The sequence below is a fragment of the Microbispora sp. ATCC PTA-5024 genome (assembly GCF_000511135.2).
GTDB classification, from domain to species: Bacteria; Actinomycetota; Actinomycetes; order Streptosporangiales; family Streptosporangiaceae; genus Microbispora; species Microbispora corallina.
Map to the genome: position 1 here is coordinate 1,276,279 of NZ_KI866523.1, position 23,067 is coordinate 1,299,345.

Below are 23,067 nucleotides of genomic sequence, written 5' to 3' on the forward strand. Positions count from 1 at the left end.
CTCACCCGCGCTCCGGCCAGGCGCGCGGGCCAGGCCGCTCCAAGCCAGGCCGCTCCAAGCCAGGCCGCCCCAACGCGCCCAGGCGCCCCCGCGTCACGCCGGTCACGTCCTCCATGCCGTGCTGCTCGCGCGTTGGTCTCAGCGGGGCAGGAGCACGTCGAGGAGGCGGATGGCTCCCGCTTTGTCGAGAGGCTCGTTGCCGTTGCCGCACTTGGGCGACTGGATGCAAGACGGGCAGCCCCGTTCGCACTCACAGGAGGCGATGGCCTCCCGGGTCGCGGTGAGCCACTCCGTGGCCCTGGCGTACCCGCGTTCGGCGAAGCCGGCCCCGCCGTCGTGGCCGTCGTACACGAAGACCGTGAGCAGGCCCGTGTCGGGGTGGAGCTCGGTCGACACGCCTCCGATGTCCCAGCGGTCGCAGGTCGCGAACAGTGGCAGCAGGCCGATCGAGGCGTGCTCGGCGGCGTGGGCGGAGCCGCCGAGGTCGACGGTCCCGTCACCGGAGTCGGACACCAGGGGGACGAGAGCGTCGGCGGGGAGCGTCCACCAGACGGCGCGCGTGCAGAGCGTCCGGGGCGGCAGGTCGAGCGGCTCTTCGCCGAGGATCTCACCGCTCTGCGTGCGCCGCTTCAGGTAGGAGACGACCTGCCGGGTGACCTCCACCGACCCGAAGTGCAGTTCGCCCGGCCCGAACGGCCGTGACCGGGACGACTCCATCACCCGGATGTCGGTCACGTCCCGGGCGAAGGTCGAGTAGTCGGGACTGGCCGCCGTCACCAGCGCGACCCCCGCCTCGAGGTCGAGCACGTCGACGACGAACGTCTCGCCCTGATGCAGGTAGACGGCTCCGGCGTGGACGGACGTATGGGCCGACGACTCGTCCACGGTGCCCAGCAGGCGTCCGGTCGACGCCTCGACGACCTGTACGGGGGCCCCGCCCGTCCCCCGGATGTCGGCGAGATCGGCGGCCCGCTCCTTGCTGGTCCAGAACCACCCCGAGGCCCGCTTGCGGAGCAGCCCGCGCTCCACGAGGTCGTCCAGAGCGGCGGGCGCGGCCGGACCGAAGATCTCCAGATCGTCCTCGGTCAGCGGGATCTCCGCCGCGGCGGCGCACAGATGGGGCGCCAGCACGTAGGGGTTGTCCGGGTCGAGCACGATCGTCTCGACGGGCTGGCCGAACACCGCCTCAGGGTGGTGGACGATGTAGGTGTCCAGCGGGTCGTCGCGGGCGATCAGCACGGCCAGCGCGTCCTGCCCCGCCCGGCCGGCCCGGCCCGCCTGCTGCCACAGCGACGCCCGGGTCCCCGGCCAGCCGGCGATGAGGACGGCGTCGAGGCCCGAGACGTCCACGCCGAGTTCGAGGGCGTTCGTGGTGGCCAGGCCGGTCAGCTCGCCCGACCGCAGGGCCTTCTCCAGCATGCGCCGGTCGTCGGCCAGGTAGCCGGCGCGGTACGCCGCGACCCGGTCGGCCAGCCGTCCCGGCCCGAGAAGATCGGGCCCGCCGTCACCGGGGTGGTGTCCGCCCTCCTCCGGACGGGAGAGATCCCTCCCGTCGACGCCTACGTCCGCAGGGAGGCCCGCCGCCATGTCCGCCGGGAGGTCCGCCGCGACGTCCGCCGCGGCATCTGCCCCGACGTCTGACGCGAGGTCCCCTCGGCCCCCGCCGCCCCGCCCGCCGTGTCCGTGCAGGTGGGCCGGGCCGTACGGGGACAGCTCGCCGTACTCGTCGACGTCCTCGAACGCCGAGGCCGGCTGGCCGTGGGGTCCGGCGCGGAGGAGGTCCTCGACCTCGTCGAGATTGCGGCGGGCGGTGAGGGCGACGGTCTCGGCCGCGCGGCGGGACCGGACGAAGGCGAGGGTCCGGACGTCCTCGATCACGAGGTCGGCCAGCAGATCCGCGGCCTCCGCCGTGGCCGTACGGCGGACGGGTGCCCCTCCCTCGCCCCGCAGATCGGTCAGAGGGGGCTCCCACAGGGCGAAGGTGGTCGAACCCCGGGGAGAGGCGTCCCGGGTCACCTCGGCCATCTCAAGGCCGGTCAGGCGCATCGCGGCGACCGCGGGGTCGCTGGCGGTGGCCGACGCGAGCAGGAACACGGGCCGGGAGCCGTACTTCGCGCACACCCGGCGGAGCCGCCGCAGGATCTGGGCGACGTGCGACCCGAAGACACCGCGGTAACCGTGGCACTCGTCCACCACCACCAGCCGCAGGCGCCGCCAGAAGGAGGACCAGGAGGCGTGCCTCGGCAGGATGGACCGATGTAACATATCCGGATTTGTTAGGACATAATTGGCATTCTGGCGTATCCAGCGGCGCTCCTCGGCCGGGGTGTCGCCGTCGAAGGTCGCCGCCCGGATCTGGGTCAGGTGCAGCCGGCGCAGGGCCCTGAGCTGGTCGGCGGCGAGAGCCTTCGTGGGGGTGAGGTAGAGGACGGACCCGCCCTGGAAGATCTCCGTCGCGGCCGGAAGCAGGTAGGCCAGGGATTTTCCAGACGCGGTGCCTGTGGCAATGATCACGTTTTGGCCACGCCGGACAAGCTCGGCCGCCTCGAGCTGATGGTGCCAAAGGCCTGATATGCCCTGGTTCTCCAGCCGGGAGAGCAGGAGCTCCGGGGCCCAATCCGGCCACTGGGCTTGACCCGCCTGACGTGCTGGAACATGCTCCACATGGGTGACCCGCCGCTGGCGTGCGGGAACCGCGAGCAGGCGGGCGAGGAGGGTGCCTGTTCGATGCGAGGACGAAGAAGTCGGAGTCACTGGTTTCCAGTTTGGCATCTGCGGGGAGAGTCGCCCGGAGTCGTGATTTCGTATAGACACGGAGTCGCAGCGTGGTTGAATGCCGCGCGTCAGGGTCGTCGTTCTGGGACTACCAGGATGCTCGATCCGCATGGAGACCTACGCAAGTAAGGCGCTGGAGGATCTGTGGATCTGAAGTTGGACCACCATTCCGAGGACAATCTCACCATCGTCGATGTCGAGGGTGAGATCGACGTCTACACCGCGCCCAGACTGCGTGAGCTGCTGATCGACCTGGTCAACAAGGGCAACTTCCACCTGCTCGTGAACATGGAGAAGGTGGACTTCCTGGACTCGACTGGCCTTGGTGTGCTGGTCGGCGGCCTCAAGCGGGTGCGGGCGCATGACGGTTCCCTGGAGCTCGTCTGCACACAGGAGCGGATTCTGAAGATTTTCCGCATCACCGGTCTGACGAAGGTCTTCGGGATCTACGCCTCGGTCGAGGAGGCCAAGGAAGCCCACGGCCGGGACAAGTGACGGCCGAGGAACAAGCACCATGGCCACCGTCGAGCTGACGTTCAGCGCTCTGCCCGCCCACGTGCGCACCGCACGGCTGGTCGCCACGGCGATCGCCCGGCGCACCGGCGTCGCGGAGGCGCTCCTGGACGAGGTGCGGCTCGCCGTCGGAGAGGCGTGCTCACGGGCTGTGGAGGCGCACCGCCTCCACTGCCCGGGGGAGCCGGTACGCATCGAGTTACGCGACGACGCGGGGCGTTTCGAGGTCACCGTGACCGACGTCGCCCCGAGCGAGGACGTGCGTCCGCACGTCCTGGAGGCCAACGGCAGCGCAATGCCGGAGATGGCCGGTCTCGGCATCGCGGTGATCGCCGGGCTCGCCGACGACGTCGAGGTGTCGCCCGGGCCCAAGGGCATGCGCATCCGCATGAGCTGGCCCGCGTCCCCGCACGGCATCGCCGCCGTCTGATCCGCCGGTCGGAAGCCTCCGGCCACGTAGAGCGTCCCCCGGTCGAGTCGTGCTCCGGCCGGGAAGCTTTCTCCTGCCGGGCTTCCGCCCCGCCCCCTCTCCGTACGGCCTCCGGCCCGGCGTCGCGGCCTTAAGGCCCATGCCCGGAACCTCGTACGCCGGGAAGCCGCGTCCACCCGGAACGCCCATCCCGCCTGGGAACCCGCATCCATCCGGAACGCCCGCGGGCCGAGTTCCGGCGCCCTCACGCCGCCCCTCCAGGCGCTTCCCCATGCCCCCCGCGCCGCCTCCGGCGGGCACCCCTCGCTGACGCTGCGTGTCCGTGCGATCGCGCGTCATCCGGACCCCGCAGGCAGACGGCGGGCACGGTCATGCGCATCCGGTCTTTGGGATGACCGAAATAATGGATACGGTTCTGCCGTAACAAGGGCGACCACATCCGCCGTCATCCTGACCCACCTGGTCAAAGCGTCTCCACGGCGGAGCAAATGTTGCGCCATTACTGGACGACGGTTCGATTACGCGGGGCAGGGGCCTTCATATCCGTGGCCTCGCTGCGTAGACTCCCCGCACCGGCCAAGGTATTGCGGATGCAACCGGAAGCGGCATTGCCAACCGCCCGGGAGTGCGCCGCGGGGCCACCAGGATCGTCAGCAGCGCCGTCCGGGCAGGAACCGAAACCCCGTCTGGCCGAGGAGGACGGATGTCTGCCTACCAAGCCGCTGGCAACGACGCAGCGGTGGCTCTAACCGGGTCCCATCTCACTCTTGTCGTAGTCGTCGCCGTGGTGGCCCTTTTGGCCCTGGCCGTCGCCGGCGGACTCGTACGAGAGGTGCTCGCCGCAGGGCATGGCACCGAACGAATGCAGAACATCGCACGTGCCGTGCAACAGGGCGCCGCCGCTTATCTCACGCGGCAGTTCCGGACGCTGGCCGTGTTCGTCATCATCATTCCCTTCCTGCTCCTGCTGTTGCCCGCCGATTCGACCGGGGAGAGGGTCGGCCGTTCGGTCTTCTTCGTGGTCGGGGCGCTGTTCTCGGCGTTGACGGGCTTCACGGGCATGTGGCTGGCCGTACGCGGGAACGTCCGCGTCGCGGCGGCCGCCCGGGAGTCGGGCGAGAAGATCGCGATGCGGATCGCGTTCCGTACGGGCGGCGTGGCCGGCATGTTCACGGTGGGCCTCGGCCTGCTGGGCGCCGCGCTCGTCGTGATCATCTTCAAGGGCGACGCGCCGAACGTCCTGGAGGGCTTCGGCTTCGGCGCCGCGCTGCTCGCCATGTTCATGCGAGTCGGCGGCGGCATCTTCACCAAGGCGGCCGACGTCGGCGCCGACCTGGTGGGCAAGGTCGAGCAGGGCATCCCCGAGGACGACCCGCGCAACGCGGCCACCATCGCCGACAACGTCGGCGACAACGTCGGCGACTGCGCCGGCATGGCGGCCGACCTGTTCGAGTCGTACGCCGTCACGCTCGTCGCGAGCCTGATCCTGGGCAAGGCCGCCTTCGGCACCGAGGGCCTGGTCTTCCCGCTGATCGTCCCGATGATCGGCGTGATCACCGCGGTGATCGGCATCTTCACCACCGCGCCGCGCAGCGGCGACCGGTCGGGCATGGCGGCCATCAACCGCGGCTTCTTCATCTCCGCCGCGATCTCCGCCGTGCTCGTGGCCGTCGCCGCGTTCGCGTACCTGCCGTCGAGCTTCGGCGCCCTCAACGGGGTCAGCGCGCAGATCGCGTCGCTCTCGGGCGACCCGCGCCTGATCGCGATCGGCGCCGTGCTCATCGGCCTGGTCCTGGCCAGCGCGATCCAGATCCTCACCGGCTACTTCACCGAGACGAACCGGCGTCCCGTGAAGGAGATCGGCGAGAGCTCGCTCACCGGCCCGGCCACCGTCATCCTGTCCGGCATCTCGGTGGGCCTGGAGTCCGCGGTCTACTCGGCGCTGCTGATCGGCGCCGCGGTGTACGGCGCGTTCCTGCTGGGCTTCGGCAACGTCACGATCGCCCTGTTCGCGGTCGCGCTCGCCGGCACCGGCCTGCTGACCACGGTCGGCGTGATCGTGTCCATGGACACCTTCGGCCCGGTCTCCGACAACGCCCAGGGCATCGCCGAGATGTCCGGCGACGTCGAGGGCGAGGGCGCGCGCGTCCTCACCTCGCTCGACGCCGTGGGCAACACGACGAAGGCCATCACGAAGGGCATCGCGATCGCGACGGCCGTGCTCGCCGCGACCGCGCTGTTCGGCTCGTTCCGTACGGCGGTCGAAGGCGAGCTGGCCAAGGCCACACAGGGCGTGAAGGACGCGCTGGGCTCGTTCGCCAACTTCAGCCTCTCGGTGGACTCCCCGAACGCCCTGGTCGGCCTCATCGTCGGCGCGGCTGTGGTGTTCCTGTTCTCCGGGCTGGCGATCAGCGCCGTCGGCCGGGCCGCCGGCCGGGTCGTCTACGAGGTGCGCGAGCAGTTCCGGACCAAGCCCGGGATCATGGACGGCAGCGAGCTGCCCGACTACAGCCGGGTGGTCGACATCTGCACCCGCGACTCGCTGCGCGAGCTGGCCACGCCCGGCTTGCTCGCCGTGCTGACGCCGATCGCGGTCGGCTTCGCGCTCGGGTACGCGCCGCTCGGCGCCTACCTGGCCGGCGCCATCGCGGCCGGCACGCTCATGGCGGTGTTCCTCGCCAACTCCGGCGGCGCCTGGGACAACGCCAAGAAGCTGGTCGAGGACGGCCACCACGGCGGCAAGGGCTCCGAGGCCCACGCCGCCACGGTGATCGGCGACACCGTCGGCGACCCGTTCAAGGACACCGCCGGCCCCGCGATCAACCCGCTGATCAAGGTGATGAACCTGGTCGCGCTGCTGATCGCGCCGGCCGTCGTGACCTACGCCGACAACGTGGGCGTCCGCATCGGCGCGACCGTCGTCGCGGTGGCGGTCGTCGTGGGCGCCGTGGTCGTCTCCAAGCGCCGGACGACGAGCATCGCGCCCTCGGAGAACCACGAGGAGCGCGCCTCGGAGCCCGTCGCGCACTGATCGTGTCCGTCGCGCCCCGGCACCCGCCGGGGCGCGCGGCCGTTCGGAGAATCACCCGTACGGAAGGTCCCCCGCTCCGAAGCGGGGGACCTTCTTCATACACTGAGTCGCTATGGACAAGCCGAACGGCGGCCGGACACTGGCCCTGATCCTGCTGGCCATGGCCGCGATGTTCGCCGTCATCATCGGCCTCGCCATGTGGGCCGCCGGATGAGCCCCTCCACGCGCACCCTCGTCGTCGTACGGCACGCCAAGGCCGGGCACGAGCCGGGGCTGTCCGACCCGGAGCGGCCGCTGACGGGCCGCGGGGAGCGCGACGCCCGTGAGGCCGGCGAGCACATCCGGAAGCTGCGCCCCGCCCTGGTCCTCGCCTCACCCTCGGTCCGCACCCGGCGCACCGCCGAGCTCCTCGGCCTCGACGCGCCCGTCGAGATCGAGCGGGACATCTACGAGGCCTTCCCCGACGACCTTCTCGGCCTGCTCCGCCGTACCGACCCCGGCGTGGGGTCGCTCGTGCTCGTGGGCCACAACCCGGGCGTCCACGAGCTGGTGGCGTCCCTCACCGGGGAGCGGGTCGACGGCTTCCCGCCCGGCGCGTTCGCCGTGATCGAGCTCGCCGGCCCGTGGGAGGAGGCGGGCGCCGGCTCCGGCCGCCTGGTCCGTACGTATCACCCCTGATTCCGGGTAGGGGGACGCCCTGCGCCTGAGAGACATCACCTCCGCCGGGGCGTTGAGGCTGGACGATCCCCGCCTCGCGCTCGGCTTCGGGCTGTCCGGAGCCGCCTGCCTCGTGATCCCCCTGCTCGCCGGGATGCTCACCGGCCATGCGGCGGGCGGGGCGACCGTGGGCCTCGGCGCGTGGCTGGTGGCGGCCCGGGCCAACGCCGACCCGGCCGGGGTCAGGACGCCGTACCTGCTGGGCGCCGTCGTCTCCGTGGGCGTCGGCACGTCGCTGGGCGTCCTGCTGGCCGGCCACAGCTGGGTCATGGTGGTGGTCGCCTCGGTCCTCGCCGGCGTCGGCGGGCTGATCCGCCCGGTGGGCGTCACCCCGGCGCTGACGCTGCTGCTCACGGCCTCGAACGCGCTGCCCCTCGACCCGGTGCCGCACACGGCTCTCCAGCTTCTCGGGGGCCTGCTGTCGAGCGTGCTGCTCACGCTGCCGTGGCCGTGGCGGCGGACCAGGCCGCTGGTCACCACGCTGTCGGAGGCGGCCGACAGGCTGGCCGACCTGGTCGAGGCCGCGGCCGACCCCGACCTCGCCCCCGAGGAGTGGGACCGGCTGCGGCGCCGGGCCGTTGGCGCCCTGAACGAGGTGCGCACGGCCCGCACCCGCCGCCGCTGGCAGCGCTCGGCGGCGGCGGACGAGGTCGCGACCGCGCTGCGCCGGGTGTTCCACGAGATCGTGGCCCTGCGCGGGCTCATGGCCACGCTGCACCGCCGCGCCCCCGAGGCCTGCGGCGCGATCGGCCTGCGCGACCTGGTGGACTCCATCGCCCGCGCCCTGCGCGCGTACCTGGCGCAGTGCCCGCCGGCCGGGCAGGAGCGGATCGTGGACTTCGCGGGGCGGGTCGACGCCCTGCGCGAGGAGGCCGGCGGCGGGGAACGGACGATGGTCGTGCTCGTCCTGCTCCGCCAGATCGCCCACGCCTCCGGCCGCGTCCGGGAGGCCCTGGACGGCTCGGGGGACGCCGCCCGGCTGCTGTGCTCGCGCGGGCTGACCCTGCCGCCCCTGCCCCCGCTGCCGGGCACCGAGGCCGCCTCGGGAGTGGGATTCGACGACCCCCGGGTGCGGCACGCCCTGCGCGTCGTGCTCGGCACGGCCTTCGCCTCACTGGTGATCGTGCTCTACCGCCCGGCCTTCCCGCACTGGCTGGTCATCGCGGTGCTGGTCACCATCCAGCCGACGTACGGCGAGACCCGGGCCAAGGTGTGGGCCCGGGTCGGGGGCAGCACGGTAGGCGGCGTCGTGTCGGCCGTGATCTTGCACATGGCCCCGGGGCACTGGCCGCTGCTGGTGCTGATCGGGGTGTCGGCGGCGCTGGCGTTCGGGCTGGCCTCGACCCACCACGCCTACTGGGCGACGTTCATGACGATGTGCGTGCTGCTGCTGCTCGACTTCCAGGTGCCGCAGACGGCCGGCGTCGCCGAGTCGCGGGTGGTGCTGACGATCCTCGGCGGGCTCATCGCGATCGCCTGCACGCGCCTGCTGTGGCCGAGGGGCGAGACCGTGCGCCTGGCCGACCGGACGGCCCGGCTGCTCACGTCGCACGCCGCGGCGGCCAGGGCGCTGGCCCAGCTCAGCCGGGGGAAGACCACGGCGGCCAGGGCGGAGGAGAGGATCAGCAAGGCCGGCGTGGACGCCGAGATGCTGTCGGGCTCGCTGCGCTACGTGGCCCAGGAGCCCGGTGGGGCGGCCCACGGCGACCTGGAGCGCGCCGTGGACGCGGCCCAGCGGGTGCGCGACGACCTGCTCACGCTGACGTCGGTGCTGCGGGACGAGCCGGGTCGGTGCGGGCCGGTGGCCGAGGTGCTCGACGCCGTCGGGGAGCGCCTGGAGGCCGCCGGAGAGGCCGTCGAGGGCGGGGAGCCGTTCGACGTCACGGGCGAGGTGGACCGCCGCCTGGCCGACGACGCGGCGTGGCTGGGGGAGCTGGCCGAGCGGCACCTGGCGGACCTGGACGACGACCGGGGCGCCACCCGGACGAAGGTGCGCCGGTCGCTGCTCCAGACGGCCGCCGTGGACCAGGCGCTGCGCTCGCTGCACGACCACGCCCTTGGGCTGGCCCGCGCCGCCACGACCGCCTTCGGCCGCACCTGAGTCGCGAGGGGGCGGTCAGCGGGCGGCGGGCGGGACGCCGTCCTCGGCGTCGGCGGCCTCGACCTCCTCGCGGGAGATGCCGAGCAAGTAGAGGATCGAGTCGAGGTACGGCACGTTGAGCGCGGTGTCGGCGGCCTGCCGCACGACGGGCTTGGCGTTGAACGCGATGCCCAGCCCGGCGAGGGCCAGCATGTCGAGGTCGTTGGCGCCGTCGCCGATCGCCACGGTCTGGCTGAGCGGGATGCCCGCCTGGGCCGCGAAGCGCTCCAGCGCCCGGGCCTTGCCCGGCCGGTCGACGATCTCTCCGATCACCCGCCCGGTGAGGCGGCCGTCGACCACCTCCAGCGTGTTGGCCGCCGAGTAGTCGATCCCGAGGTCGGCCACCAGGGCGTCGGTGATCTGGGTGAAGCCGCCGCTCACGATGGCGAAGCGGTAGTCGAGCCGCTTCAGCGTCCGTACGAGGGTGCGGGCGCCGGGGGTGAGCACGACCTCCTTGGTGACCTTCTCGAAGACCTCCTCCGACAGGCCCCGCAGCAGCGCCACCCGCCTGACCAGCGACTCGGCGAAGTCGAGCTCGCCGCGCATGGCCTCGTCGGTCACCCGGGCCACCTCGTCCAGGCAGCCGCCGTGCCGGGCCAGCAGCTCGATGACCTCGTTCTGGATCAGCGTCGAGTCGACGTCCATCACGATCAGCCGCTTGGCCCTGCGGTGCAGGCCGCTGCGCTGGACGGCGACGTCCACCTGCTGCGCGGCCGCCTCGGCGGCCAGCTCGGCGCGCATGGCCTGGGAGTCGGCCCCGGAGACGGCCATCTCGATGCACGTGACCGGGTAGCTCGACAGCCGCTCGATACGGTCGATGTTGGCGCCGCTCGCCGCTATCCGGCCGGCGATCCCGGCCATGGCCGCCGGCGTCAGGGGCGAGCCGAGGACGGTGACGTGCAGCCGTCCGCGCCGCCGTTTCTCCTTGGAGACCGTGCCCGTCGCGATCTCGAGGTCCATGTCCAGGTCGGCCGCCACCTGCTCGACGGCCGTCCACAGGCCGCCGATGGTGCCGCCGGTGCCGGTGGGCGGCCCGCCCGCGTACGCGACGAGCACGCCGAGGGTCAGCCTGCCCCGGATGACGACCTGCTCCACGTCGGCGACGGTCACGGGGAACCCCGACAACACGGTGAACAGCCGTGAGGTGACCCCCGGCCGATCCGGACCGGTCAGCGTGATCAGGAGCGTGCGCTGGTTCACGTTGTTTGAGGTTACTGGGCGATGCGTCACGCACGTGCATGAGGTTCACGATGCGGACGCCTACGTGCCCCCGATGTGAGGGGGAGCGGTCATTTCGCCATGTCGTCATGGTCAGCAGCCGCGGAAGCAGGCCCGCCTGCCGTCGGCGATACCTCCACGAGGAAGGACGCGTGGTCATGACGATTTCCCTTGACACCGGCCGGTACACGGTGGGCCTGGCCGAGAGCGCCGCCGACGTCCGCGCCGCCCAGCGACTCCGTCACCAGGTGTTCGCCGAGGAGATGGGCGCCCGGCTCGACTCCCCGGTGAACGGGTACGACGTCGACGGCCTCGACGCGTACTGCGACCACCTGCTGGTGCGGGAGGGCGACGCGGTGGTGGGCACCTACCGCCTGCTGCCGCCGGGACGGGCCGACCGGCTGTACTCCGACGGCGAGTTCCACCTGGGCGCGCTGGACGGGCTGCGCGGCGGCATGGTCGAGGCGGGGCGTACGTGCGTCCACCGGGACCACCGGCGTGGGGCGGTCGTCGGCCTCATGTGGGCGGGGATCGCCCAGTACATGCTGGACGGCGGGTACGCCTGGCTCGGCGGCTGCTGCTCGGTCCCCCTCGACGACGGAGGCGCCGTCGCCGCCGGCGTGGTGGACCGGGTGCCCCTGGGCCCCGAGGAGTACCGCGTCACCCCGCGCGTGCCGTGGAAGGACGCGGGGGTGCGGCGGCCCGACCGGTTCGTGCTGCCGTCGTTGCTGCGCGGCTACCTGCGGCTCGGCTCCTGGGTGTGCGGGGCGCCGGCGCACGACGCCGACTTCGGCACCGCCGACTTCTTCGTCCTGCTCTCCGTGGCCAACGTCGACGCCCGCTACCTGCGGCACTTCCTCGGAGGAATGGTGTGAACAGCCTCGTCCACCTTCCGCTCGCCCCGTCAGCCTGGACGCCGACGTCGCCGTGCACGCCCGAGGAGTGCCTGCGGGAGCCCTCGGCCACGGCCGGCCCGGTCCGCCGTACGGCGCGCATCGTGGGGGCCGTCCTGGTGATCCTGCTCGGCGTGCCGCTCGTGCTCGGCACGCGCCGGTTCGACTCGGCGAGGCGGGCCCGGATCACCATGGTCTGGTCGCGGCTGCTGCTACGGGCCCTCGGCATCCGGATCGAGACCCATCGCGGGTTCGCGTTCGTGAGCGGTTCCGTGGAGGTGCGTACCGAGCCCGCCGAGACCGGTCCCGCGCTGCTCGTGTGCAACCACGTGTCGTGGCTCGACCCGCTGGTCGTCGCCGCGAGCACCCCCTGCCGCCCGCTGGCCAAGAGCGAGATCTCCCAATGGCCGCTGATCCGTACGTTGGCCGCCGGCGGCGGCGCCATGTTCATCGACCGGGACCGCCTCGCGGGCCTTCCCGAGGTCGTCGCCGGCATGGCCGCCGCGCTGCGCGCCGGGGACAGCGTCGCCGCCTTCCCCGAGGGCACCACGTGGTGCGGGCGGGAGATGGGCCCGTTCCGCCCGGCCGTCTTCCAGGCCGCCCTGGACGCGGGCGTCCCCGTACGGCCGCTGGCGCTGCGGTTCCTGCAGGGCGGCGCCCTGGCCACCGGGGCCGGCTACGTGGGCGACGACACGCTCCTGGCGTCCATCCTGCGCGTGGTGTCCATCAGGGGCCTGGTGGCCGAGGTCACGGTCTTCCCCGGCGTACGGCTCCCGCGCCCCAGGCGCAGGTGCGAGGCGCGCAAGGCGCTCGCCAGGGTCACCGAGGCGCAGGTGCGGACCGCCCTGGTGGGCGGCGAGCGCGAGCCCGTGGCGGCGTAGCCGTGCCGGCCCGGCCCCCGCGTACGGCCGTCGGTGGAACCGCCTGTGGGGCGGGGTGCCGGACCGGCGCTGGTGACCCACCCGGACGGCACCTAGACTGACGCCGTGATCTCGACCGGTTCGGACCCCGGCGGCGATTCCACCGAGCGGACGGGGCTGACCGTCGCCAGGATCGCCCGCCTGGCCGGAGTGTCGGCGCCGACGGTGTCCCGGGTGATCAACGGGCAGGCCGGGGTGGCCCTGAGCACCCGGCAGCGGGTCGAGGCCGTCCTGCGCGAGCACGGGTACCGGCGGGACAACCCGGCGCCCGCCGCCATCATCGAGCTGGTCTTCCACGCCCTGGAGAGCCTCTGGGCCCTGGAGATCATCCGTGGCGTGGAGCAGGTCGCGCGGGAGCACGACCTCGCCGTGGTGCTCACCGAGATGCAGGGGCGGCTCACCCCCGGCAAGGCGTGGACCGAGCAGGTCCTCGCCCGGCGGCCGACCGGCGTGATCGCGGTCTTCTCCGAGCTGACCGGGCACCAGCAGAGCCAGCTCGCCACGCGCGGCATCCCCCTGGTCGTGCTCGACCCGACCGGGGAGCCGCTGCACCTGACGCCCTCGGTGGGCGCCACCAACTGGAGCGGCGGGATGGCCGCCACCCGGCATCTCCTGGAGCTGGGGCACCGCCGCATCGCCATGCTGAGCGGACCGGTCGAGTGGCCCTGCTGCCGGGCCCGGCTCGACGGCTACCGGGCCGCGATGGACGCGGCGGGCGTGCCCGTGGACCCCGAGCTCGTGAAGGTCAGCACGCTGTACGTCGAGGGCGGCCTGCGCGACGGCGCCGCCCTGCTGGGCCTGCCCGACCCCCCGACGGCGGTCTTCACGGCCAACGACCTGCAGGCGTTCGGGGTGTACGAGGCCGCCCGGCGGGCCGGGGTGCGCATCCCCGAGGACCTCAGCGTCGTCGGGTTCGACGACCTGTCGTTCACCGCCTGGGCCGGGCCGCCGATGACGACCGTGAGGCAGCCGCTCGTGCAGATGGGGGCGGCGGCGGCCCGGATGGTGGTCGCCCTGGCCCGCCAGGAGCTCCTCGAACAGCACCGCGTGGAGCTCGCCACCACCCTCGTCGTACGGGAGAGCACCGCCCCTCCCCGCGGTTAGAGGACGGCCGCCGGCGCGAAGGTTTCAGCGCGGCCGCCTCGTCCACGCCGGACGGCGCCCGCTGCGCCGCCGGGCCGACCCCCGGAGACGGGAAACGCCCGCCTGGTCCGCCAGGCGGGCGTCCGCGTCGCGAGGGCGCTACTTGGTGATACGGGTCGTGGCGGCCTTGCTGTAGAACCAGCTCTTGTACCCGAGCTCCTTCAGGGCGCGGCGGTCGAGGTCCTCGGCGCCGGTCGGCACGTCGAACACGATGGCGCCGAGCCGGGCGCTGGCCTTGCCGGTGTAGCCCTTCTTGAACTGGACCGTGATGTCCACGAAGTCGGAGTCGTCGACCTCGAGGATGTACGGGTTCCAGCAGATGATCGAGCGGCCGGACCAGTCGCACTGCGTGCCCTTGGAGCCGGTGTACCAGACCTTCTTGACGCCCTTGGGCAGCGTGCCGCCCAGCCAGTAGTAGTTGGCGTCGTACGGCCCGCTGTTGACCACGTCGAGCTTGTACGTGATCTTACGGTTGACCTTCGCCTTGGTCGGGTAGCGCAGCTTGACCTTGAACACGGAGTACGGGTCGTCCGCCTTGGTCGTCGCGGACTTCACCGTCGCCGGCGCGGCCGAGGCCGGGGCGGCGGCGAAGAACGTGGCGCCCGCGAGCGGAGCGACCAGCGCGAGGCCGGCCAGCTTGGAGAGGTGGCGCATGAGAACAGGTCTCCCTGAGGACGAGGGGGAAACGGTTAAACCCCCGTTAATTCGTGGGATTTTTTACCACTTCTGTACCTCACAGGGAAAGATCTTTTTTATGAAGATCTCATGCAGGTCTACATATCATCTATAGATAGTGCTCTTTGTCTTGATCCAGTTGATGTCGTCGCCGAACTCGCTCAGCAGCTCGCGCGGATCGGTGTCGAGCGAGGTGTTGGTGACGACGCCGCCGATGTATCCGTAGAGCTTGCCGCGGGCCGAGCCGCTGACCCATGCCTTCGCCCAGACCGTGTACGTGTGGGCCCTGCTGAGGCCGGGGAAGACGCACAGCGCCCGGGTCTGCTCTCGCGAGCAGCGCTCGTGGTAGTTGGAGCCCTTCGGGACATAGATCCGGACTTTCGAGACGCCCTTGGGGAACTTGGTCGCCAGGAAGATCTCGTGTGTCTTGCTCTTGGTGTTGTTGACCAGCCGGACCTTGAAGGAGACCACGCGTCCCGCGCGCACGCGGTACGGGTAGTTCACCAGGATCCGGACGGGGGCGGAGGCCGCCTTGGCGGCGGTCGACGACGTGGTGGAGGCGGAGGCCGCGGCGGCCGGGCCGGCGGTAAGGGCGGCCGCGGTGAGCGGAACCGCCAGAAGCGTCGTTATTTTGACGATGAGGGTTCGCATGCGGGCAAGCCTTGACGATCGACATCACGGTTGGATCACGCCGGACGGTCAGACGATGAGGTGCGCGTCCCCGAACTCGTGCCACAGATAGCCCTCGTCGAGCGCGACCTGGTACGAGAGGGCGACGAGCCCCGGGCCGCCCACGGCCGACAACATCATCAGATGGGTCGAGCGCGGCTCATGGAGTCCCGTGATGAGCCCGTCGACCGCGCGGACCCCCACCTCGGGCGTGACGATGTGCGAGGTCCACCCCGAGGCCGCCCTGACCACCGCGCCGCCCACGCCGCTCGCGTCGTCCGCTCCGCTCGCGCCGCCCGTGCCGACGGCGCCGGCGGGTTCGTCGCCGTCCGAGGGCCGGGGAGCGTCGAGGGCGGCCGTCTCCAGGGCCCGCACCACGGTCGTCCCGACCGCGACGACCCTGCCGCCGCCCGCACGGGTGAGGTTCACCAGCCGGGCCGTCGACGCCGGCACCGAGAACCACTCCGGGTACGGCGGCTCGTCCTTCTCCGGCGAGGCGACCCCGGTGTGCAGGGTGACCGGCGCGATCGCGATCCCCCGGCTCACCAGCTCCGCGACCAGCCGCGCCGTGAAGGGCCGGCCCGCGCTCGGCATCTCCGCGCTGCCCGGCTCCACCCCGAAGACCGTCTGGTAGGCCGAGATCGGCCAGTCGCGGGGGACGTAGCCGTACCTGATCGGCACGCCGTGCTCGGCCAGGTACTCCGGCACGTCGCGGTCGAGCACGGCCCGCCACATCCGCGGCGTGACCTGGCCGGCCAGTCTGAGCGTGGCCCCGCCGGGCAGCGGCAGCCACTCGCCGGGCGCGGCGCCGGAGTAGGGCTCGGTCGCCGTCGCCGTGCGGCGCCGCAGCTCGACCAGCCACTCGCCCGACGGGAGCCGGCCCGAGAAGTGCACGGCCAGCCGGTCGAGCCGTACGGCGGCCGGAAGCGTGGCCGAGTTGTTGACCACGAGCAGGTCGCCGGGGGACAGCAGCGCGGGCAGGTCATGGAAGGTGTGGTGAGTGATCTCGCCGGTGCCCCGGCGGGAGACCATGAGCCGCACCCCGTCGCGCCGCAGTCCCCGCGCCTCCGGCGGCTGCCGCGCCTCCAGCGCCTCCGGCAGCGCGAAGTCGAGCGAGCCGGGCGCGGTGGCGGAGGGCGTTCCTCGCGGTCCGGGGCTCGTGGACAGGCCGCCGGTCATCCCAGCTCTCCCCGGGTGAACCGGCCGCTCGCCGGGCGCGAGGCGACCAGCCGGAGCAGCGCGGCCGCGACGCTCTCCGGCGGCGGGGCCTCGCCGGCCTCCTGCTCGCCGATCGCGGCGGCCAGCATGCGGGTGTTCATCTCGCCCGGGTCGACCCACCAGACGGCGACGTCGGGCTCCTCGGCGGCCAGCACGTTCGAGATCTGGTCGAGCGCGGCCTTCGTCGCGCCGTACCCGCCCCAGCCCTCGTACGCCTCCACGGCGGCGTCCGACGAGACGTTCAGGATCGCGCCGCGCCGCTTGCGCAGGGCGGGCAGGGTGGCCTGGACGAGCCCGAGCGGGCCGACGACGTTGGCCTCGACCAGGGCCCGCAGCTCGTCGAGCGGGTAGTCGGCCAGGCGCGGCATCGGCGTCGGGCCGAGCCCGCTCGCGTTGTTGACGAGGAGGTCCAGCTCCGGCGCGGCCTCGGCGAGCCGGGCGACGTGGGCCGGGTCGGCGACGTCCCCGGCGATCGCCCGGGCGTCCAGGTCGAAGGCCGCGGAGAAGAGGTCCTCCTCGCCCCTCGCCGTCAGGAGCAGCGACCAGCCGTCGGCGGCGAGCGCCCTGGCGAGGGCCAGCCCGAGCCCCCGCGACGCTCCGGTGATGAGTGCCTGTTTCATGCGGCTCACGCTAGGAACGCGTCCCGGCGCGCACATCGGGCCGCCGACCGGGCCGGGGCTCGGCAGTTGGCCCTAGGTCCACCGGCCGAGGCCCTTCCGGTCTCCCGCCCGACCGCGAGGGCGCGGCGACGACCTAGTCTGTGGGGCGTGTCCCAGGTGAGCGAGGTCGCCGGCGCGCGCGACCGCGACGAGGTGCTGCACGCGGTCAGCTCCGCCGTGCTGGCGGTCACCCGGCACCTGTCGGTCCGCGAGGTGCTGCAGGTGATCGTCCGCTCGGCCGGGCGCCTGCTCGACGCCCGCTACGCGGCCCTCGGGGTGCCCGACGACGACGGGTCGTTCGCCGAGTTCGTCGCCGAGGGCATCTCCGGTGAGCAGTGGGCGGCCATCGGGCCGACCCCGCGCCAGCACGGGATGCTCGGCGCGATGCTGCGGGACGCGGCGCCCGTCCGGCTTCCCGACATCCGCAAGGACCCCAGGTTCGAGTGGTGGCCCCGGGCCCATCCCGTGCTCAAGGACTTCCTCGGCGTGCCGATCATGGACGGCGACCAGGTCCTCGGCATCATCTTCCTGTCCAACAAGAGGACGCCCGGCGGCTTCACCCAGGCCGACCAGGAGCTGCTGACGCTGTTCGCGGCGCACGCCGCCATCGCGATCACCAACGCCCGGCTGTACGAGCGTGGCCGCGAGCTCACGGTGATCGAGGAACGGACGCGGATGGCCCGCGAGCTCCACGACGCCGTCAGCCAGAAGCTGTTCTCCCTGCGGCTGACCGCCCAGGCCGCCGCGGCGCTCGCCCGCCGGGATCCGGACCGTGCCGTACGGGAGATCGAGCGGGTCGAACGGCTGGCCGGCGAGGCGCTCGCCGAGCTGCGCGCCGTGATCGTAGAGCTGCGGCCGCCCGAGCTCGACCGGCACGGCCTGGTGGAGTGCGTGCGCAAGCAGGCGGAGCTGCTGGACCGGCTGCACCCGGCCGAGGTCGTCTTCGCCTTCGAGGGCGAGCCGCCCGGGGGCCTCCCGCCCGAGATCGAGGTCGCCGTGCTCCGGGTCGCCCAGGAGGCGCTGCACAACGCCCTGCGCCACGCCTCGGCGTCCCGCGTCGCCGTACGGCTCGCGCACCGGGGACCGGCGCTCACGCTGGAGGTGGCCGACGACGGCGCCGGCTTCGACGAGGAGGGCGTCCACGGCCTCGGCCTGCCGTCCATGCGCGACCGGGCCCAAGGGGTCGGCGGCTCCCTGACCGTCGTCTCCGCCGTGGGGAAGGGCACGACCGTCCGCCTCGAGGTGCCCGCGTGATCCGGGTGCTGCTCGCCGACGACCATCCCGTGGTGCGGCGGGGCCTGCGGACGTTCCTGGAGATCCAGGACGACATCGCCGTCGTGGGGGAGGCCGGCGACGGCGCGGAGGCCGTCGAGCTGACCCGGTCCCTCGCCCCCGACGTCCTGCTGCTCGACCTGAAGATGCCCGTGCTCGACGGCCTCGCCGCGCTCGCCGAGATCGGCGGCCGGGACGTCCGGGTGATCGTGCTGACCTCGGCCGCCGACGCGGGCGACGTGGTCCCGGCGATGCGCGCGGGCGCGGCGGGCTTCCTCTACAAGGACGTGGACCCGGAGGCGCTGGTGCGGGCCATCCGGGCGGTCCACGGCGGCCAGGTGCTGCTCGCGCCCGAGGCGGCCGAGGCGGTCCTGGCCGCTCCCGCGCCGCCGTCCGCGGACGCGCCGGTCGCGGGGCTGACCGACCGGGAGCGCGAGGTTCTCCGGCTCATCGCGGCCGGCCGCTCCAACCGGGAGATCGCCCGCGAGCTCGTCGTCGCCGAGAAGACCGTGAAGACCCACGTCTCCAACGTGCTCATGAAGCTCGGCGTGCAGGACCGCACCCAGGCCGCCCTCTACGCCGTACGCCACGACCTGGCCTGACGAAACGATAGTTCGTCTCACGAATTGGTTACCCTGGACCTGTGAGTGAGAATGCCGGCGGCCGGATCGGGACGGTGGCCGCACTGGTGCGGTCCACGTTCCTGGTGAACGCCGTGTACGCGAATTCCGCCCGCGGGCACGGCCTCACCCAGCAGCAGGGCCAGTTGTTGTGCGTCCTGATGGCGCAGCCCTATGGCATGAGCGAGCTGGGCGCGGTGCTCGGCCTGGCGAAGGCGAGCCTGACCGGCCTGGTGGACCGCAGCGAGCGCAACGGGCTGGTGCGACGCACACCCGACCCCGAGGATCTCCGGGCGGTGCGGGTGTCCCTCACCAGGCAGGGCGCCAAGCTGGCCGACGAGTTCTACGCCGAGACCTGCCGCCGCGTCGAGGAGCTGACCTCTGGGCTGGCGCCGTCGGAGCGCGACACGCTCGCCGCCCTGCTCGGCCGTGTCGTGACGGACAACAAGGTCCCCACCGTCTTCCAGGAGCCGGACGCCACGCGCTGAACCCTTGCGGGGCCGTTGTAGTTCGTGCCGCGAACCAATATGGTTCGTAGTGCGAACTAAGCTTCCTGGAAAGGCAGAACAGTGCCGGTAGATGACGTCGTCTTCGGGTTCGGTGCGCACTCCGGCATCGACGACATACCAGAGCTGTTGCGCATGGCTCAGCAGGCCGACCGGGACGGGCTCGACATCTTCACCTTGTCCGACCATCCCTACCTCGGCGGACGTGTGGACGCCTACGCCGCGCTCGGCTTCCTCCTCGGCCGTACGCGGAACATCGCCGGTCTCGCCAACGTCACCAATCTGCCGACCCGGCCCGCTCCTCTGCTGGCCAGGCTGGTGACGTCGTTGTCGGCGCTGTCGGGCGGCCGGATCGTGCTCGGCATGGGCGCGGGCGGGCTGTGGGATCGCATCGCCGACATGGGGGTGCCGCCGCTGACCCCCGGCGAGGCCGTGGACGCGTTCGAGGAGGCGATCGTCCTGGTCAAGCTGCTGTCGGGCGGCGGCCCACCGGTCACCTACCAGGGCAGGCACTACAGGGTGAACCAGATCGAGCCGGCCCCCGTGCCCGCGCCGCCCGTGTGGACCGGATCGGTCGGCCGTAGATCCCTGGCCGCCACCGGCCGGGTGGCCGACGGCTGGATCCCCGGCCACGCGGCCGACTGGCTCAGCGATCGATACCGCACGTCGCGCCCGGTCGTCGACGAGGCGGCGGCTTCCGCCGGCCGCGATCCGCGCGAGATCCGCACGGTCTTCAACCTCCCCGGGCGCATCACCGACCGGCCGCTGACCGCCACCCGCGACTCCGACGGCCGCTGGATCGGCGGTTCCGCCGGCCAGTGGGTCGAGGAACTGACCGGAGCCGTCCTGGAACACGGCGCGTCGGGCTTCACGCTCTTCTCCGCCGGCCACGGCGCCCCCGACCCCACCATCCTGGCCCGCTGGGCCCAGGAGGTCGTGCCCGCCGTCCGCGAGGCGATCGCCAAGCCGTGAGCCCGGTCCGGGCGCGCCGTCAGACCTGGGATTCGACGATGGCGTGGTGGGCGGCCACCCTGGCCCGCCGTACGGCGCGGTCGAGGTCGCGCAGTGCCTGGCCCCGGACGGAGACCTGGCCGGAGGTGAGGCCCCGCTCGTCGGCTAGGCGCAGGGCGAGGGCCAGACGGGAGGCGAGGGCGCCCACGCGATGGGCCCGCCCCGGGTAGCCGGGGGCGAGCGTGTACTCCCCGTCGCCGATGGAGGGGAAGCCCTGGGCCGGGCCGTCCACGTTCGCCAGCGCGTCCGTCGCCGCGCGCATCGCGGCCGCGAGGTCCCGCTCGGCCTCGGCCAGCGACGGGACGTCGGGCGGCGTGGGGGACGCCTCCGCCGCCGTCCACAGGATGCCGCTGTACGACGAGCCCCGCCGGTCGACGGCCGGCAGCAGCCCGGTGCACCGTCCGGGCAGGACGGCGACAGCGGCCTGCCCGGCGTCGATGGCGGCGCCGTTGAACGCGGGGGGACCGGTCAGCCCGAGCGGGTCGCCGGGCACCGGCAGGGACAGCCGGAAGGCGGACAGGCCCTCGCGTCGCAGGTCCATCAGGAAGACCCGCAGTGTGATCTCGGCCACGCCGTCCGTCACCACTTGCGGGCCCGCGTCGCGCTCCACGCGGTCGAGGGCGTCGTCGAGTCCGACGTGCCCGGCCAGCCAGGCGTTGCCCCAGGCGACGAGCGTGGCGGAGATCGGTGAATCAGTGCGCACCCGATCCACGATATGTGCTCGGGCTGCCATAGTTTTATCTCAGCGAACCACGGGAGGGGGACCACGATGGGCGGTCAGGTGCTACTGCTTCAGGATGTGGCCGTCCGCAGGGACGGCGCCGTCCTGCTGCGCGGCATCGACTGGAGCGTCCGCGAGGACGAGCGGTGGGTCGTCATCGGTCCCAACGGCGCGGGGAAGACGACGCTGCTGCAGGTGGCCGCCTCGCTGCTCTACCCGTCCGAGGGCGTCGTGGAGATCCTGGGGGAGCGGCTCGGCCAGACGGACGTGTTCGACCTGCGACCCAGGATCGGGCTGGCGAGCGCCGCCCTCGCCGAGCGCATCCCCCCGGACGAGAAGGTCATCGACCTCGTGCTCACCGCGTCGTACGCGATCCTCGGCCGGTGGACCGAGGAGTACGACTCGCACGACGTGACGCGGGCCGTGGAGCTGATCGACCAGCTCGGGTGCGCCCACCTGATCCGGCGGCGGTTCGCCACGCTGTCGGAGGGCGAGCGCAAGCGGGTGCAGATCGCCCGTGCCCTGATGCCCGACCCCGAACTGCTGCTCCTCGACGAGCCCGCGGCCGGCCTCGACGTCGCCGGCCGGGAGGACCTCGTCCGCCGCCTGGGCGCGCTCGCCCAGGACCCGAAGTCGCCCACGATGGTGCTGGTCACCCACCACGTGGAGGAGATCCCGGCCGGGTTCACCCACGTGCTGATGCTGCGCCACGGGTCGGTCGTCGCCCAGGGGCCGGTCGACTCGGTGATGACCCCGGAGAACCTCTCCCAGACCTTCGGCGTCCCCCTCGTCCTCGACCGTGGCCAGCAGGGCCGCTGGTACGCCCGTCCCGCGTGAGGGCGGTGCCGGACGCTCCGGCGCGTCCCCCTACCATCGGGCGACAGCCGTACCGGAGGGGTGACGACAGGTGACGCCGTTGGAGGCGGCCGCGGTGTTCGCGGCCGGGGTGGGTGCCGGGGCCATCAACGCGGTCGTGGGCTCCGGATCGCTCATCACGTTCCCGACCCTGCTGGCGATCGGGCTTCCCCCGATCACGGCGAACGTCTCCAACAACATCGGCCTCGTGCCCGGCGGCGTGACCGGGGTGCTCGGCTACCGTCCGGAGCTGCGCGGCCAGCGCGACCGCCTGCTCCGCCTCGGCCTCGCGTCGGTCGCCGGCTCCCTCATCGGCGGCGTGCTGCTGCTGCGCCTGCCCGCCGACGCGTTCAACGTGATCGTGCCGGTGCTCATCGGGATCGCCTGCGTCCTGGTCGTGGCGCAGCCCCGGCTCAACTCCTGGCTCGCCGTACGGCGCCGGCCGCACGCGCACGGCGGCCCGTGGCTGTGGCTGGGGGTGCTGCTGGCCGGCGTGTACGGCGGCTACTTCGGGGCGGCCCAGGGCATCGTGCTCATCGGCCTGCTCGGCAGCTTCCTCGACGAGGACATCCAGCGGGTGAACGCGGCCAAGAACCTGCTGTCGCTGCTGGTCAACGCGACCGCCGCGATCCTCTTCACGTTGATCGCGCCGGTCGACTGGACGGCGGCGCTGATGGTCGCCCTCGGCTCGGCGGCCGGAGGATTCCTCGGCGCCCGGGTGGGCCGCCGGCTGCCCGCCCCGCTCCTGCGCGGGTTCATCGTCGCGGTTGGGATCGTGGCGATAGTGAAGCTGCTGTCCTGAAAGGGTATGTGTGCCCTTATGAAGGGCGACCGGGTGGAGATCGTCATCGACGCGGGCGGCACGCCCCGCACCTACGAAGTGGTGGCGACCCGCGCGGGACGCCGCATCGAGATCACAACCGGGCGGGGGGTGGTGGAGGTCACCGAGGTGACCCGGAACGGAACCCCCGTGCGCACCGCCCGGTTCATGTCCAACCGGATCCTCGCCCTGGTCGAGCACCCGGCCGACGACCGGGGCCCGGACGAGGGGTGACCCCGTCCACGGCACCGGACGCCTGAG

General features: G+C 72.7%; 22 protein-coding genes. 15 read left to right on the forward strand and 7 right to left on the reverse strand.

Annotation, left to right across the window (positions count from 1 at the left end; translation table 11 throughout):
• Positions 1–138: 138 nt before the first annotated feature.
• Complete coding sequence (locus tag MPTA5024_RS43620; RefSeq protein WP_442922054.1) at positions 139–2,514, reverse strand: DEAD/DEAH box helicase; 2,376 nt, start codon at positions 2,512–2,514, stop codon at positions 139–141.
• 405 nt (positions 2,515–2,919) lie between these two features.
• Here MPTA5024_RS43620 and MPTA5024_RS18405 point away from each other — a divergent pair, with 405 nt between their 5' ends.
• The 5 genes from MPTA5024_RS18405 (at position 2,920) to MPTA5024_RS18425 (ending at position 9,567) form a co-directional block, all read left to right on the forward strand.
• Positions 2,920–3,270 (forward strand): STAS domain-containing protein, encoded by a 351-nt coding sequence (locus MPTA5024_RS18405; RefSeq protein ID WP_030506779.1) that lies wholly within the window; start codon positions 2,920–2,922, stop codon positions 3,268–3,270.
• Between the two features lie 19 nt (positions 3,271–3,289).
• Positions 3,290–3,718: an ATP-binding protein gene (locus tag MPTA5024_RS18410; protein WP_036325260.1), complete on the forward strand. Its 429-nt coding sequence runs from the start codon at positions 3,290–3,292 to the stop codon at positions 3,716–3,718.
• A gap of 703 nt (positions 3,719–4,421) precedes the next feature.
• Positions 4,422–6,749, forward strand: a complete 2,328-nt coding sequence (locus MPTA5024_RS18415; RefSeq protein ID WP_036325261.1) for a sodium-translocating pyrophosphatase — start codon at positions 4,422–4,424, stop codon at positions 6,747–6,749.
• 210 nt (positions 6,750–6,959) lie between these two features.
• On the forward strand, positions 6,960–7,427 hold the full coding sequence (locus MPTA5024_RS18420; RefSeq protein ID WP_036326708.1) for a SixA phosphatase family protein: 468 nt from the start codon (positions 6,960–6,962) through the stop codon (positions 7,425–7,427).
• A gap of 52 nt (positions 7,428–7,479) precedes the next feature.
• Positions 7,480–9,567, forward strand: coding sequence for an FUSC family protein (locus MPTA5024_RS18425; protein WP_036325262.1), 2,088 nt, complete (start codon positions 7,480–7,482; stop codon positions 9,565–9,567).
• Between the two features lie 15 nt (positions 9,568–9,582).
• Here MPTA5024_RS18425 and serB read toward each other — a convergent pair whose 3' ends face one another.
• Entirely contained in the window at positions 9,583–10,806 is a 1,224-nt protein-coding gene (gene serB, locus MPTA5024_RS18430) for a phosphoserine phosphatase SerB (RefSeq protein WP_198167223.1), read from the reverse strand.
• A gap of 176 nt (positions 10,807–10,982) precedes the next feature.
• On the opposite strand from serB, the gene MPTA5024_RS18435 reads away from it, so the two are divergent.
• The 3 genes from MPTA5024_RS18435 (at position 10,983) to MPTA5024_RS18445 (ending at position 13,741) form a co-directional block, all read left to right on the forward strand.
• On the forward strand, positions 10,983–11,699 hold the full coding sequence (locus MPTA5024_RS18435; RefSeq protein ID WP_036326713.1) for a GNAT family N-acetyltransferase: 717 nt from the start codon (positions 10,983–10,985) through the stop codon (positions 11,697–11,699).
• Entirely contained in the window at positions 11,696–12,598 is a 903-nt protein-coding gene (locus tag MPTA5024_RS18440) for a lysophospholipid acyltransferase family protein (RefSeq protein ID WP_051458323.1), read from the forward strand. The genes MPTA5024_RS18435 and MPTA5024_RS18440 overlap by 4 nt, the downstream gene beginning before the upstream one ends.
• Positions 12,599–12,703: 105 nt before the next feature.
• Complete coding sequence (locus MPTA5024_RS18445) at positions 12,704–13,741, forward strand: LacI family DNA-binding transcriptional regulator (protein WP_232326521.1); 1,038 nt, start codon at positions 12,704–12,706, stop codon at positions 13,739–13,741.
• 138 nt (positions 13,742–13,879) lie between these two features.
• Here the strand turns inward: MPTA5024_RS18445 and MPTA5024_RS18450 are convergent, their stop codons facing one another.
• The 4 genes from MPTA5024_RS18450 to MPTA5024_RS18465 all read right to left on the reverse strand — a co-directional run bounded on the left by MPTA5024_RS18450 (position 13,880) and on the right by MPTA5024_RS18465 (position 16,962).
• Complete coding sequence (locus MPTA5024_RS18450; RefSeq protein ID WP_036325263.1) at positions 13,880–14,434, reverse strand: DUF11 domain-containing protein; 555 nt, start codon at positions 14,432–14,434, stop codon at positions 13,880–13,882.
• 126 nt (positions 14,435–14,560) lie between these two features.
• Entirely contained in the window at positions 14,561–15,106 is a 546-nt protein-coding gene (locus tag MPTA5024_RS18455; protein WP_036325264.1) for a hypothetical protein, read from the reverse strand.
• A 48-nt stretch (positions 15,107–15,154) separates the two neighbouring features.
• Positions 15,155–16,303 (reverse strand): S-adenosylmethionine:tRNA ribosyltransferase-isomerase, encoded by a 1,149-nt coding sequence (locus tag MPTA5024_RS18460; RefSeq protein WP_084369787.1) that lies wholly within the window; start codon positions 16,301–16,303, stop codon positions 15,155–15,157.
• Entirely contained in the window at positions 16,300–16,962 is a 663-nt protein-coding gene (locus tag MPTA5024_RS18465; RefSeq protein ID WP_036325265.1) for an SDR family NAD(P)-dependent oxidoreductase, read from the reverse strand. Before MPTA5024_RS18465 ends, MPTA5024_RS18460 begins: the two co-directional genes overlap by 4 nt.
• A gap of 147 nt (positions 16,963–17,109) precedes the next feature.
• On the opposite strand from MPTA5024_RS18465, the gene MPTA5024_RS18470 reads away from it, so the two are divergent.
• The 4 genes from MPTA5024_RS18470 (at position 17,110) to MPTA5024_RS18485 (ending at position 20,371) form a co-directional block, all read left to right on the forward strand.
• Complete coding sequence (locus MPTA5024_RS18470; protein WP_232326522.1) at positions 17,110–18,255, forward strand: GAF domain-containing sensor histidine kinase; 1,146 nt, start codon at positions 17,110–17,112, stop codon at positions 18,253–18,255.
• Positions 18,252–18,875, forward strand: coding sequence for a response regulator (locus MPTA5024_RS18475; protein ID WP_036325266.1), 624 nt, complete (start codon positions 18,252–18,254; stop codon positions 18,873–18,875). The genes MPTA5024_RS18470 and MPTA5024_RS18475 overlap by 4 nt, the downstream gene beginning before the upstream one ends.
• Before the next feature lie 41 nt (positions 18,876–18,916).
• Positions 18,917–19,381 (forward strand): MarR family winged helix-turn-helix transcriptional regulator, encoded by a 465-nt coding sequence (locus MPTA5024_RS18480; RefSeq protein ID WP_198167225.1) that lies wholly within the window; start codon positions 18,917–18,919, stop codon positions 19,379–19,381.
• An 81-nt stretch (positions 19,382–19,462) separates the two neighbouring features.
• On the forward strand, positions 19,463–20,371 hold the full coding sequence (locus MPTA5024_RS18485; protein WP_036325267.1) for an LLM class flavin-dependent oxidoreductase: 909 nt from the start codon (positions 19,463–19,465) through the stop codon (positions 20,369–20,371).
• Positions 20,372–20,390: 19 nt separating this feature from the next.
• Here MPTA5024_RS18485 and MPTA5024_RS18490 read toward each other — a convergent pair whose 3' ends face one another.
• Positions 20,391–21,113, reverse strand: coding sequence for a hypothetical protein (locus MPTA5024_RS18490; protein WP_036325268.1), 723 nt, complete (start codon positions 21,111–21,113; stop codon positions 20,391–20,393).
• 66 nt (positions 21,114–21,179) lie between these two features.
• Between MPTA5024_RS18490 and MPTA5024_RS18495 the strand changes: the two genes are divergently transcribed.
• The 3 genes from MPTA5024_RS18495 (at position 21,180) to MPTA5024_RS18505 (ending at position 23,040) form a co-directional block, all read left to right on the forward strand.
• Complete coding sequence (locus MPTA5024_RS18495; protein WP_036325269.1) at positions 21,180–21,968, forward strand: ABC transporter ATP-binding protein; 789 nt, start codon at positions 21,180–21,182, stop codon at positions 21,966–21,968.
• Positions 21,969–22,038: 70 nt separating this feature from the next.
• The gene (locus MPTA5024_RS18500; RefSeq protein ID WP_036325270.1) at positions 22,039–22,788 is read left to right on the forward strand and encodes a sulfite exporter TauE/SafE family protein; all 750 of its coding nucleotides are present in this window, start codon (positions 22,039–22,041) and stop codon (positions 22,786–22,788) included.
• 6 nt (positions 22,789–22,794) lie between these two features.
• Positions 22,795–23,040, forward strand: coding sequence for a hypothetical protein (locus MPTA5024_RS18505; protein WP_232326523.1), 246 nt, complete (start codon positions 22,795–22,797; stop codon positions 23,038–23,040).
• The last annotated feature ends 27 nt before the right edge of the window (positions 23,041–23,067 follow it).